This is a genomic window from Enterobacter cloacae complex sp. 397G4 (assembly GCF_050031515.1).
Classification (GTDB): Bacteria; Pseudomonadota; Gammaproteobacteria; order Enterobacterales; family Enterobacteriaceae; genus Enterobacter; species Enterobacter hormaechei_C.
The window spans coordinates 2270350-2283476 of record NZ_JBLGWE010000001.1; the positions used below are offsets into that span (position 1 = coordinate 2270350).

Here is a 13127-nt window from a genome sequence, read left to right on the forward strand (position 1 = left end):
CGCTTTTTGTGTTGTACTAACATAGCACGCTCTCCGGCACGTCGTTAAGGCAACATTTGTATGACGCCATTGCAGGCCGGCGCAGGCTGGCCTACTCTGGGGAGAAATACCGTGCTCAGGAGTAAACGATGTCGGTCAACAATCCTTTTTTTGAAATTAGCCTGTTGCCTTATCAGGCGCCACGTTTTGATGCGATTAACGACAGCCATTATCGTCCGGCATTTGATGAAGCAATGCGCCTGAAGCGTGCAGACATTGACGCGATTATCGCGCAGCGCGCCGCGCCGGACTTCGACAATACCGTGCTGGCGCTGGAAAAGAGCGGGGCCATGCTGTCGCGCGTGAGCAGCGTGTTCTTCGCCATGACGTCCGCACACACCAACGATGATCTTCAGGCACTGGACGAGCAGTTCTCCACCGAACTGGCCGGGCTGGCGAACGATATCTGGCTAAACGATACGCTTTTCGCCCGCGTGGAAGCCGTCTGGCAGGATCGCGAGGCGCTGGATGCCGAATCCCGACGACTGACGGAGGAGATGTATCAGCACTTTGTTCTTGCGGGCGCGCGTCTGAACGCCGATGAAAAAGCCGAGCTGAAAGCCCTGAATACCGAAGCCGCCACCCTGACCAGCCAGTTCAACCAGCGCCTGCTGGCGGCGAACAAGGCGGGAGGGCTGGTGGTGGACGATGTTCACCAGCTTGACGGGCTCAGTGCGGAGGAGGTGGCTGCCGCGGCTCACGCTGCCGCAGAAAAAGGGCTGACGGATCGCTGGCTGATCCCGCTTTTGAATACCACGCAACAGCCCGCGCTGGCGGCGCTGTCGTTGCGCGAGACCCGTAAAAAGTTGTTCAGCGCGGGCTGGGAACGCACTCAGAAAGGCGACGAAAACGATACGCGCGAGCTGATCCGTCGGCTTACCGCGTTACGGGCAAGACAGGCGCAGCTGCTCGGCTTTGACAACTATGCGAGCTGGAGCATTGCCGATCAGATGGCGAAAACGCCTGAAGCCGCGCTCGAATTCATGCGCGGGATAGTTCCTGCGGCACGCGGCAGGGCCGCGCTGGAGCAGGCGGATATTCAGAAGGTCATCGACGACGAGCAGGGTGGTTTTACGGTACAGGCCTGGGACTGGGCGTTTTATGCCGAACGCGTGCGCTCAGCGAAATACGCGCTGGATGAGTCGCAGATCAAACCCTATTTCGCGCTCAATACCGTGCTGGAAGATGGCGTATTCTGGACCGCCACGCAGCTGTTCGGTATCCGCTTTGTCGAGCGTTTTGATATTCCGGTTTACCACCCGGATGTTCGCGTGTGGGAGATTTTCGACCACACGGGTGAAGGCATGGCGCTGTTCTACGGCGACTTTTTCGCGCGTGATTCCAAAGCGGGCGGCGCGTGGATGGGGAATTTTGTTGAGCAGTCTTATGAGTTTGCCGCGCGTCCGGTGATTTATAACGTCTGCAACTATCAAAAACCGGCGAACGGGCAGACCGCGCTAATCTCCTGGGATGATGTGATTACCCTGTTCCACGAGTTTGGCCATACCCTGCATGGCCTGTTTGCCAGCCAGCGCTATGCCACGCTTTCAGGCACCAACACGCCACGTGATTTCGTTGAATTTCCTTCGCAAATCAATGAACACTGGGCCAGCCATCCGCAGGTGTTTGCGCACTTTGCTCGTCACTATCAAACAGGCGAACCGATGCCGGATGCGCTGCGGGAAAAAATGCTCAATGCGACCCAGTTTAATAAGGGTTATGACATGACGGAGCTATTGAGCGCCGCGCTGCTGGATATGAACTGGCACGGCATTCAGGAGCCCGTTGAAGACGTGGAAGCCTTTGAAGCCGCCGCGTTGAAAAAAGAGGGGTTGGATCTTCCAGCCGTACCGCCGCGCTATCGCAGCAGCTATTTCGCCCACATCTTCGGCGGCGGCTACGCGGCGGGCTATTACGCCTATCTCTGGACGCAGATGCTGGCGGACGATGGCTACCAGTGGTTTGTCGAGCAGGGCGGTTTGACGCGCGTGAACGGACAGAAATTCCGCGAGGCGATTTTGTCCCGCGGCAACAGCACTGATTTAGCTGAACTTTACCGGAACTGGCGCGGGCACGATCCGAAGATCGAACCGATGCTGGAGAATCGCGGATTGAGTGCGTAAGGCTTTTTAGTGTGGGAACAGAACCGGGCGCGAGGCCCGGTTTTTTCTTTCCCAAAATGAATCCTTAATTCTGCGAAATTTGCAGGAGGATAGGGGCCAGCTTCACGTAGCTACACCTTTACTTTTACCCAGTAAGGATCCCCGCGACTTTAGAACATCTGGCGCTTTAACCCGACTTTATCCGTTGGCCGGACTAAATATACTGCTTCAGCGTCCACGTTTATAAGTCAGCCATCCCTCACAGGATGGCTGTATATTGTTTAATTTAATGAAATACGAACCACACTATCCGGGCCTTTCGTCGTGTTGTCGTCATTGAAGTCCTGCTTCACGGTTACGTATAACGTTTTACCGTCCGGTGTTACCAGAAGACTGTTGGGATGGCTGGTGAACGTCCAGCTGTTTTTCACAGCATAGCTCCCGGCGTCAAGCTGCAACACCTTCCTGGATTCGCGCTGAGTGATGAAAATTTCGTTGCGCTCAGCGTTAAACTTTATTCCCAGCGCATCGCCTTTAATACGCTTGATAACTTTCCCGCTGCGCTCATCAAATACCAGTGTGGTTTTGGCTTTTGAATCATCAGTCACGAACAGGCGCCCGGTGGCCGGATCTTCTGCCATATTCAGGAACAAATACGCTTTTTTATCTCCCGGCGTCCAGCGCTGTTCGATTTTATACGTCTCCGGGTTAATCACCAGAATTTCACCGCCGCCATTGGCGGCATAAAGGCGGTCTGTCAGCGGCGAAAAAATAATCCCCGTCACCCATTTCCCGGCATTTTCGATTCGGGCTTTTAGCGTCATGGTGTTGGCATCAACCACGGAGATAAACCCAGGGTCGGCAACGCCGCCGATAAACAGTTGTCCCTTGTGGAAGAGGATTTCACGCGCACCAACCGGGTCGCCATCCTTGTCTTTGCCTTCAAACATCAGGCGCTGTAGCACCTTGCCGCTTTGCACGTCCACTTTCGATACCCCGCCATCAAGGGTGTTGGTGGTGTAGTAGACCTTGCCATTATCGTCCGCTGCCATGCCGAAGTTTTTCAGGTCGGTGTGGGTTTCACCTTGCGTGGCAAGCGTTGTGGGATCCAGTTTATAGAGCACCCCGCCGTTGACGTTTTTGAAACTCTGCGCGCTCGCAACGTACAACGCGTTTGCCGTTGGGGAGTAAACCATCTCATACAGACCGTCAGCGAGTTCGCGCTGCTTGAGCTCAGCCGAATCCGGGAGGGCTGCTGACGCCGTTGCGCTCAGGGTTAACGCCGCGGTAAGAATGCTTAAGCCCCATGTCTTTCCTTTTAGCCAATGGAATGTGTTCATTTTTTGTTCCTGTCATGCGCGAGCCGCGCTGATTTTGATAAATATACATTTATTTACATTTAACTTACAAAATTACCTGTGCATAATAAAGCAAATAATTATCATTTCCATTCTTATTTGGATGAATGATTTGCACATAACGACAACAACAGACAGGTAACATGATGATTTTTAAAGGCAGGGCTAATCGCGCGAAAGCGCCCGCAGGGTTAATTCCTGCTTCCTTCTCACTTTCACTGCTTGCGCTGGCAATGTCCGCCGTCATGCACCCGGCACAGGCGGATGAAAATACGCAAGAACAAGAGATGGTTGTCTACGGTGACGGGAACGGGAGCGCCGACTCGCAGCAGGATTATGCGGTAAAAACCACGCGTTCAGGCACCAAAATGCTGCTGACCCCGCGCGATATCCCCCAGTCAGTCAGCGTCGTGACGCGCCAGCGTATGCAGGATCAAGACCTGCAAACCATTGACCAGGTACTTACCAATGCCACCGGCGTTTCGTCGCAGCAGGTTGATAGCGAGCGTTCCAGCTACTTTTCCCGCGGCTTTGAAATCACCAATTTCGCCTACGATGAGATCCCCACATCAATGGGCGACGCGTGGAACTTTGGCGATGCGCAGGAAGATACTGCCATTTATGATCGTATAGAGATTGTGCGTGGCGCAAACGGCCTGATGACCGGCGCTGGCGATCCGGGAGCAACGGTGAACATGGTGCGTAAACGTGCCGACAGTAAAACCTTCAGGGGCAACGTCAGCGCAAGTTACGGAAGCTGGAACAAACAGCGTTATGTGGGCGACATCTCCGCGCCCCTCAATTCCGACGGCAGCCTGCGTGGGCGCGTCGTGGCAGGTTATCAGGATCAGGACAGCTGGCTTGACAGATATGGCAAGCGCAAGAAATTTCTCTATGGCGTCATTGAAGGCGATGTAACGGAACACACGACGGCCTCGCTGGGCTGGGACTATCAGCAAACAAACACAGCCAACCCGACCTGGGGCGGATTACCCAGCCTGTACAGTAACGGCAGCCGTACCCATTACGATCGCAACGTCAATACCTCGGCAGACTGGACGGGATACTCCGTTGAGTCGCGTAAAGTTTTTGCTAACCTCACCCACAACTGGGATAACGGCTGGTCGGTGCGTTTCAATGGAACCCACGGCGAGCAAACGTTCAATGATACCCTGCTTTATGTGATGGGCAATCCGGACGCCACCACCGGAGAAGGCGCATCAGGCTGGGGTAGTAAGGATCGCGGCAAGCGCACTCTGGACGCCCTTGATGCCTACGCCAGCGGGCCTTTTGAACTTCTCGGGCGTCAACATCAGCTGATGGCCGGAGCCAACTATAGCCGACAGCACAATGCTACCTTCAGCAAAGACGGGCCAATGGACAGTGCTCAGATTGGCATCTTCAACAACAGCTGGGACGGCAGCGTGGCCGAGCCGGAGTGGGGCGACTGGTATCAAAATGCGGATGATATCGTGCGGCAAAAATCGGCGTATACGGCGGCACGCCTGTCGCTGGCGGATCCGTTGTCGCTAATCGTTGGCGCACGTTATACCCAGTACAGCTCAGATGGCAGCAGCGGCGATATGCGTAAATACAACACCACCCCTTACGGCGGGCTGGTGTATGACATCAACGACAGCCTTTCCGCTTACGCCAGCTATACCTCAATTTTTGCCCCGCAAACCAAACGCACGAAAGAGGGTGCATGGCTCTCTCCCGTCACCGGTAAAAATTATGAAACCGGCCTGAAGGCAGACTGGATGGACGGTCGACTGACCACCAACGTTGCCGTATTCCGCATAGAACAGGAGAACGCGGGGGAGGAAATCAGCGGGGTATTCGTTAATGGATCCAGCGAACAAGCTTATCGCGCAACCAAAGGCGCAGTGAGCAAAGGGGCGGAATTTGAGGTGAACGGTGCCGTTACCGACAATCTACAGCTTACCTTCAGCGCGACCCGCTATGTTGCCCGTGATTCAGATGGCCGCTTCAACAGCTTTGCGCCGCAGACGCAGCTTAAGCTGTTCAGCCGTTACCGCGTCCCGGCGCTTCCGGATCTGACCGTAGGCGGCGGCGTGAACTGGCAGAATCAGGTGTACAAAGATGTCACCGGTCCGGACGGCGAGACGCAGCGCCTCTATCAGGGCAGCTATCCGCTCGTCGACTTGTTCGCGCAGTATCAGCTGACGAAACAGCTGGCGGTGCAGGCAAACGTTCGTAACCTGTTCGACCGCGAATACTACTCATACCTTGATGACTCTGCCGTCTATGGCGAACCGCGTAGCGTCTCGGTAAGCATGAGTTACACATTCTGATCTAATCAGCTTATCGCTATCCTGGCCATCACCTGTTCCGAAATGCGCTTCGGCCCCACCAGCGGCAACGACACGGCGATGGCCGCCATGCCATTGCCATCCTGGTAACGAATAATGTGCCGGTTTGAACGGGTGACGAGCCTGGTGCCGGAAACATTGGATCAGTTAAAGAAGACGTATGTTGGATATGCAGTAAAACAGCCAGACGCAAAAGCGTAAATATTCAATGAACAGGACGCCCTCAGACTCGAGGGTAATCCTGAGAAATACACAAATCCTCAAGTTATTTAATCACTATGTATCTATCTATATAGCGAGTTGGGCTACAACTGTGCAAAAGACCTTGATGACAATGAGTTCAAGATTCTTCTACGCAAAGCCACGAGGAGTTTACGCAGCATGTTTCATGAACAATTGCCCACATTTGGATGACAACATCTGACTAAGTTGACCATGCACCACCCAGACCGATTTCCTTTAATTCAACCTTGCATCAACGGCGCGCTTGAGGAGGTTGTCATTGCGGTGATTTTTCTGGAAAATTCGATATATAAAAGAATACATAACGGGAGGGTGTTTATGGCCAGGAAACGAATGCAGGTTGTGCTGGTGGCGGTTGCGCTGCTGCAAATGCCATCCATGGCGCTGGCAAAGGATATCAGGGTGACTTATGCCGGTTCCATGGGCAAAGTAATGGACCAGGGGTTAGGTCCGGCTTTTTCCAGAGCAAATAACGACGGCTATCAGGGGCAGGGCCAGGGTGCATACGGGATGGCACGCCTGCTTGCAAGCCACAAAATTGAGGCCGATGTGTTTGTCTCCATCACCCCGGGGCCGATGCAAATTCTCAAAGACGCCGGGCTGATAGATGAGGCGGTCCCTGTCGCCAGTACCAGCATGGTGGTCGCTTACAGTCCTGAGGGTAAATATGCAGCGCAGTTTGAACAGGCCAACAGAAAGAAAGACGGCTCGTGGCTGACTCTGCTGACGCAGAAAGATGTCTTATTTGGCCGCACCGATCCTTATGTCGACCCAAAAGGCCAGAATATTGTGTTTAGCCTGATGCTGGCGGAAAAGTATTACAACATGCCGGGCATCACCGATAAAATTTTAGGCTCGCTGCAAAACCCACAGCAGACTCATCAGGAAGGAGGGCTGCTGGCGCGTCTGGAAAGCGGTCAGGTGGATGCAGCAGCGGGATACGAGAGTGAAGTTCGCTCAGCGCATTTGCCGTATGTCGCGCTGCCGGATGAAATAAACCTCAGCAACCCGGCGATGACGAAACAGTGGTATGACACCGTCAGTTTTACCATTAAAGACAGCAAAGGCCAGGATCAAATTCTGCACACTCAACCAATGGTGTTCTATGCGGCGGTGCTGAAAAACGCGCCGAATGGTGTAGAACAGGGACAAAAGTTCGTATCGTTCATGCAAAGCGCCGAGGGGCAGAAATTGTTCAAAGCGTTTGGCTACGCCGAACCTAAAGGAGACAGCTTATACGCCCGCTAAGAAAACCGGGCTGGGTGGCGGGGTGGTTATCTCTGCCCGCTATCCTGCTGTTAAGTATCCCCTTTATCACGCTGATTAGCGTCACGCCCTGGCATCATCTGAAGCTGGCCTGGCGCGACGACAGCGCCATTGCCGTCTCAATGGGACTGGGTGTGCTGGCGCTCGGAATTATCATTCTTATCGGCATGCCGGTGGCATGGTGGCTGTCACAAGCCACGGGTCGAAAACGATTGATCGGTGAACTGCTGGTGATGATCCCTCTGCTGACGCCACCGCTGGCAATGGGGATTTTGCTGGTTTCGGCTTTCGGGCCTTATGGCGTGATTGGCCGCTGGCTTTCACTGTTGGGAGCTACGCTGGTAAATAATCCGGCGGCGTTTGTGCTGGCTCAGGTTTACGGCGCTTTGCCTTATTTTATCGTGGTGTCGCGTTCGGCGTTTGCCACTGTTCCCAAAAATATTCTTGAAGCGGGACAAACGTTGGGAGCTTCTCCCTGGAACCGCTTTCGTTTTCTTACATTACCCCTGGCATTGCCTGGGCTGGCTTCTGCCGTAACACTCGCCTGGGTTCGCGCGGTAGGCGAGTTCGGGATCGTGATGATCTTTGCTTATTTCCCGCAGGGTATACCGGTAAAGCTGTATACCAATCTGCAAAATGACGGGGTGGACACAGTATATACTTTGCTATGGATGCTGCTGGTAGTGACGCTTCCCCTGCCAATGGTCTGCTTTGCTCTTGGCAAACGAATGGCCAGGAAATGAACACCCCTTAGATCGTCCGTTCCTCGTTCATAGCGGATGAGCTTGCTCACGTTTCCATTTCAGCGGGCTACCTCGAATAACCCCAAACCGGATTCTTCACAAAAGGCCACACACAGAAACCTCCAGTCAGTCAGACTGAAAGTGCAGGGCAGGAAGAAAATGTGGCGCGCGCTGGATATGTCTTACAATCGGATCGGTGGGATTATGCTGGGGGAACCATGGAGGCGTAAATTGGTACGTCGCGATAGCGGAAGAAATTACGCAAAGTTAACGTTGTATGCTCTTTGTCTCCCGAAGCCAGAACCGGGCTTTGCGCCCGGTTACTCTTGTATTAACCACATGTCCGACTCTTCGAACATCTCCTCAAGCATGCGGTTGAGCTTTTCACGGTCGCTTTTGCTGGCGTCGCTGTTCAGGCCGTTCGCTTGCATTGGCTTAACCGTCACGCTGGCATCAGGAAAAATCCGGTGCACGCGTTTTGTCAGTTCGGCCAGAATGATTTCCCTGGCTCCCTCCAGCCCCTGTACGTTTCGCTTGTCATAAACCAGTTCCACAAACATGATTGTTTACCTTATGGATATTACGCATGTGATTCAGCCTGAACGTAAAATACTACTGTATATGGGTACAGTCAAACGGCGTTCAGACTAAAGCATTGTCCAGAGCAATGCAGACAGCGTTGCCAGCCCCCCCAATACGACCAAAAACACCGTCACGCCGCGAAGCTCTGCCAGCGAGGGGCGGGTGTATATGAGGTACGCCGGGATAAGGAACAGGATCACCGCGATCAGTGGTCCGCAGAACATTTCAATCAGGCTGAGCACATCCGGATTGGCATAAACAATGCCATAGGTCAGCAGGAACAGCGCCAGAGAGGCCAGCCGCTTGCTGGCGTTGGCCTTTTTGCCGGATACGCTGGCAGCCAGCTGACCAAACGTTTGTGCGACCGACAGACCTACGCCGAGGAAGGATTTCGTCATACCGATGATAGCGATGAGCGGGGCAATGTGGTAAATCAGGCTGAAATCACCGTTTCCCTTCATCACCGACAGCACATTCAGGTTTTCCGCCTTCGCTCGCACAAAGTTGTCATGGGGGATCCCCAGCACGCAGCTCAGCACGAAAAAGAGGATACTGGCGAAGATAGCTAAGTAGGCGATACGGATCACGAACAGTGCCTTTTTCTCACCCTCCGCTTTCCTCTCCCGGTAGTAAGAGCTCAGCGGGGAGACCATAGGCGCGCAGCAAAACGAGAAGGTAATAAGCGGCAGCGTCAGCCAGATATTTTTCAGCGTTACCGGCAGCGGCGTGGCGTTCATTTCAGCGGCCGTATCGGTCAGGTTAGACAGATGCCATCCCGGGATAAGTGATACGGCGATCAGCAGTACAGATGCCGCGAACGGCAGCGCCAGTGCGCTCATAATGGCCACGACTCTGTCCCGGCCCTTGCTAAGCACCACATACAGCGCAGCAACCACGATAAACGACAATGGCCCACGGCTGATGGCGGTAATATGCAGATGCTCCACCAGTAAATTACTCAGCGCATTAATCAGCGCCACCCCGTAAACCAGGGTTACCGGGAAGAAGGTCACACAATAGAACAGGGTGATCAGCTTTTCACCCCTTCCGCTGAAGAAGGAGCCGAAGATCGGCAACGTGCCGTTTTCAGTCTTCTCTTCACGCATATATACACGACAAAGGAGTAAATGTGGGATCAGGGATAACGGCAGCCCCAGCAGGAGCATAACCAGAAAAATAACCGGACCACGGGTGCCGATTTCCACGGGAAGGAACAGTGTTCCCGCTCCGACGGCTGTACCATAAAGGCCCAGCGTCCAGATATTATCCTGCCAGTGCCAGTTAGAGCGTGTTGTAATATTAGCTGAGAGAGTTGTGGCTTTATTCATCATATTTTACCGCGTTGTTAGAGGGGCGACGACTTATTTAGTTTTTATCTGTCTGTAGTCGTCGCTGCGCCATTACGTCACGGGTGGGAGGGGTTTGATGTTGCATACCGAAAACCTTATGTGTATGCCTGCAATAACTATCGTTATTCTTTGACGATGCTTTAACAGGCGGTTAATTAAGAAAGGGATTTGTTAAATTAACGAACAAATAACGACTGACTTTCCCTGCCTGCACGTCTGTTAATTAAAGAATAAACACCCTGTTTTATTAAGTACCATAAGGCGCCATCATATTGAAGGGGGGCTTATTTAATTATTTTATTGGGCGTGAAATTATCCCGTTATGCCTGAAATTAAAAAACAGAATGTAGACAATCGTGTAACCCGCTCGTAGCTTTCGAACCGTCTTGTAACATAACGCTCTCTTTATGGTGGCGAAGGGGTTAAGGACGTCGTATGCCTGCTATTAAACGCCCCATAAGAAAATCCTCTTCTATACTCAGTTACGTTTAGTGAAATATGCCGCCGCTCCACACGTCGCGTTCCCTTAATAGCGGCGGGCAGCAGGGGTATATATTCACGAAAACGCCTTAATAATGGTCAATTTTGCATTTTAGAGGGGGTTTCCTTGTATGTTGCATTCTCAATCCTCGCGGGTCGGCAGCATTTTGCTGCTGCTGGCCGCGATAATAGCCTTCGCGGTAGCGCTATACGCCTGGTGGACGCCGCTTACCGGCGTCAATGGCACCATTGGCGCACTGGGCGTGGTCATTGCCAGCGTAGTGCTGGCAATCCTGACCTTTATGTTACGTGCGGCATCGCGTCGTGGGGCGCGCGTTTTTCTGATTATTGTCACCCTGGTGGTGTTGGCGGGTATTGCTTTCGCCGCCGCGCTGCTGCACCAGTACATCATAACGGCAGCCATGGTGGTCGGCCTGATTGGTCTGATTATGCTGAGCAGCCATTCCGCTCGTTACAACCATCCCGTCAGAAGCTGAGGAGCCGCCCGTGCACAACGATAAGCATTATCCCTTCATAAAAGTCAGCATGACGGCGCTGGCGCTGCTGGTCGCTCCGCTCGCGCTACAGGCGCAGGATAAGGCCGCTGAAGCCTCTCAGGGGACACAGGAATCACTGAACATTGATGCGGCCGATCAGCAGGCGCCCGGAACCACAAAAACCACCGACGATGCCTCAACCGGCAGCGGTGATGGAAAGAAAGTCGCCTCGGCCAGCCAGCCAGCGACGCCGCTGGTGCCCGGCACCGCCACCTGGGACAGCTTCCACGGCCAGCTTAACGCGCAGAAATACAGTCCCCTGACCCAAATTACGGCGGATAACGTCGGGAAATTAACGAAAGTCTGGGAGTTCCATACCGGCGACGTCTCGGACGGTAAAGGCGATACGCCAGCTACCGTCTGGTCCGCAACGCCCATTTTCGCCAACGATACGCTCTACATCGGCACGCCATTCGATCGCCTGATTGCGCTGGATCCGGGGACGGGTAAAGAGAAGTGGCACTATGACACCAAATCGTCGCGCAAGGCGCTGACCCAGCCGGTGCTGAAAAATCGCGGCGTTTCCTACTGGCAGGCCAAAAATCCGGTGACAGGTGAGGCATGCCAGAAGATGGTCTATATGGGCACCGTTGACGGCAAGCTCTTTGCGCTGGACGCCGATTCAGGCAAACCGTGCAGCGGCTTTGCGAACAACGGCGTGCTGGATCTGAACCAGTGGAACACCGTTAACGCGAAGTATCCGCTCTCTGTCCTGCAACCGCCAACCGTTGTCGGCAACCATCTGCTGGTGGGCTGGGCCGGGAAGGACTGGGCCTATGCCGAAGCCCCTCCAGGCACCGTATTTTCAGTCAACGCCCAGACCGGTAAGCTTGAGTGGACCTTTGAGGCGATCCCCGCAGAGATCCGCAAGCGTACCGGTACCGCCAACGTCTGGACGCACATGTCCGCCGATGAGGCTAACGGGCTGGTCTATCTCCCGGTCTCATCGCCGTCTCCCAACTATTGGGGCGGCAACCGCGTAGACGCTATTCCGCTTGGCACCTCGACCACCGCGCTGGACATCAACACCGGTAAAGTGGTCTGGTCACGTCAGTGGGTACACCACGACGTCTGGGATTACGATATCAACTCCGCCCCGACGCTGATGGACATCACCGTAGACGGCAAGCAGATCCCGGCGCTGGTGCAGGCCACCAAGCAGGGTTTCCTGTTTGTGGTTAACCGCCTGACGGGGGAGGACGTATGGCCAATCGAAGAACGTCCGGTTCCGCAGGGTGATGGTTCGGTCCAGGGCGAAGTTCTCTCGCCCACGCAGCCATTCCCGACCAAACCCGCGCCGCTGCTCGACCAGTCGAAAAAACCGGAAATCTGGAAGCTGGCGGATATCGTCGGTGGCGGCCAGTGCTCCCGCCTGTGGGATAACCTGACCTATGAGGGAATGTATACCCCGCCAACCACCAAAGGCGAAGGCACGCTCACCTATCCCGATAGCGCCGGCGGCGTCCAGTGGGGGGGGGTGGCGTTCGATCCGCAAAAACAGATCGCCATCGTCAACACCTCGCATATCGTCCAGTACGTGAAGCTGTACAGCCGTGAGGATTACGATAACGCAGACAAAGACTCCGGCAACGAAAGCGGCTTTGCCCCACAGGAAGGTGCCCCGTACGGTATGCGTCTGCTGGTGGCGAGCAACTGGCTTGGCATGCCGTGCTGGCAACCGCCGTTTGGTGAAATCGTGGCGCTGGACATGCACACGGGCGATGTGAAATGGCGTCGTCCGGTTGGCGCCTCCCAGCAGTATGGCTTCTTCATGCCGGAAAGCTGGGGTTCGCCTACCATTGGTGGTCCGGCAGTGACGGCGGGCGGCGTGATCTTCATCGGTGCTTCAATGGATGCCAAAGTGCGTGCCTACTCGGTAGAGAGTGGTGAAGAGCTGTGGTCCGATCAGGCCGAAGCTCCGGCGGTAGCGAACCCGTCCGTCTATGAATATAAAGGTCGCCAGTATGTGGCCTTCGTGGCAGGCGGGAATACGATCCTGAAGGATCAGGTGGGCGATCAGGTGGTGGTCTACGCCTTGCCGGAATAATTCATCAGGAAGGGGAAATAAGCGTGGG

9 protein-coding genes are annotated in these 13127 nt (G+C 54.4%); 6 read left to right on the plus strand and 3 right to left on the minus strand.

Annotated features, from left to right (window positions below; all coding sequences use genetic code 11):
* The first annotated feature begins 128 nt into the window (after positions 1–128).
* Positions 129–2162 carry a peptidyl-dipeptidase Dcp gene (dcp, locus tag ACQG1Y_RS11085; RefSeq protein WP_062938977.1) on the plus strand — a complete coding sequence of 678 codons (2034 nt, stop codon included), beginning with the start codon at positions 129–131 and terminating at the stop codon, positions 2160–2162.
* A gap of 260 nt (positions 2163–2422) precedes the next feature.
* Here dcp and ACQG1Y_RS11090 read toward each other — a convergent pair whose 3' ends face one another.
* Positions 2423–3481 (minus strand): YncE family protein, encoded by a 1059-nt coding sequence (locus ACQG1Y_RS11090; RefSeq protein WP_086626308.1) that lies wholly within the window; start codon positions 3479–3481, stop codon positions 2423–2425.
* 164 nt (positions 3482–3645) lie between these two features.
* Between ACQG1Y_RS11090 and fhuE the strand changes: the two genes are divergently transcribed.
* The 3 genes from fhuE to ACQG1Y_RS11105 all read left to right on the plus strand — a co-directional run bounded on the left by fhuE (position 3646) and on the right by ACQG1Y_RS11105 (position 8084).
* Positions 3646–5814: a ferric-rhodotorulic acid/ferric-coprogen receptor FhuE gene (gene fhuE / locus ACQG1Y_RS11095; protein WP_368740442.1), complete on the plus strand. Its 2169-nt coding sequence runs from the start codon at positions 3646–3648 to the stop codon at positions 5812–5814.
* Positions 5815–6408: 594 nt separating this feature from the next.
* Entirely contained in the window at positions 6409–7323 is a 915-nt protein-coding gene (locus ACQG1Y_RS11100) for an extracellular solute-binding protein (protein ID WP_047056683.1), read from the plus strand.
* Positions 7324–7337: 14 nt separating this feature from the next.
* A complete protein-coding gene (locus tag ACQG1Y_RS11105) occupies positions 7338–8084 on the plus strand; it encodes a molybdate ABC transporter permease subunit (protein ID WP_017384530.1) in 747 nt (248 codons plus the stop codon).
* A 320-nt stretch (positions 8085–8404) separates the two neighbouring features.
* Here ACQG1Y_RS11105 and ACQG1Y_RS11110 read toward each other — a convergent pair whose 3' ends face one another.
* A complete protein-coding gene (locus ACQG1Y_RS11110; protein ID WP_003857390.1) occupies positions 8405–8644 on the minus strand; it encodes a DinI family protein in 240 nt (79 codons plus the stop codon).
* Positions 8645–8731: 87 nt separating this feature from the next.
* On the minus strand, positions 8732–9994 hold the full coding sequence (locus ACQG1Y_RS11115) for an amino acid permease (RefSeq protein WP_020480531.1): 1263 nt from the start codon (positions 9992–9994) through the stop codon (positions 8732–8734).
* A 632-nt stretch (positions 9995–10626) separates the two neighbouring features.
* Between ACQG1Y_RS11115 and ACQG1Y_RS11120 the strand changes: the two genes are divergently transcribed.
* Both ACQG1Y_RS11120 and ACQG1Y_RS11125 read left to right on the plus strand, forming a co-directional pair.
* The gene (locus ACQG1Y_RS11120; protein ID WP_045348167.1) at positions 10627–10992 is read left to right on the plus strand and encodes a hypothetical protein; all 366 of its coding nucleotides are present in this window, start codon (positions 10627–10629) and stop codon (positions 10990–10992) included.
* A 10-nt stretch (positions 10993–11002) separates the two neighbouring features.
* On the plus strand, positions 11003–13099 hold the full coding sequence (locus tag ACQG1Y_RS11125; RefSeq protein ID WP_045335264.1) for a pyrroloquinoline quinone-dependent dehydrogenase: 2097 nt from the start codon (positions 11003–11005) through the stop codon (positions 13097–13099).
* The last annotated feature ends 28 nt before the right edge of the window (positions 13100–13127 follow it).

Bases quoted from the DNA above. Each gene is read 5' to 3' on its own strand.
- dcp (WP_062938977.1), top strand. From the start codon at position 129: ATGTCGGTCAACAATCCTTTTTTTGAAATTAGCCTGTTGCCTTATCAG.
- ACQG1Y_RS11110 (WP_003857390.1), bottom strand. From the start codon at position 8,644: ATGTTTGTGGAACTGGTTTATGACAAGCGAAACGTACAGGGGCTGGAG.
- ACQG1Y_RS11100 (WP_047056683.1), top strand. From the start codon at position 6,409: ATGCAGGTTGTGCTGGTGGCGGTTGCGCTGCTGCAAATGCCATCCATG.
- fhuE (WP_368740442.1), top strand. From the start codon at position 3,646: ATGATTTTTAAAGGCAGGGCTAATCGCGCGAAAGCGCCCGCAGGGTTA.
- ACQG1Y_RS11090 (WP_086626308.1), bottom strand. From the start codon at position 3,481: ATGAACACATTCCATTGGCTAAAAGGAAAGACATGGGGCTTAAGCATT.
- ACQG1Y_RS11120 (WP_045348167.1), top strand. From the start codon at position 10,627: ATGTTGCATTCTCAATCCTCGCGGGTCGGCAGCATTTTGCTGCTGCTG.
- ACQG1Y_RS11115 (WP_020480531.1), bottom strand. From the start codon at position 9,994: ATGAATAAAGCCACAACTCTCTCAGCTAATATTACAACACGCTCTAAC.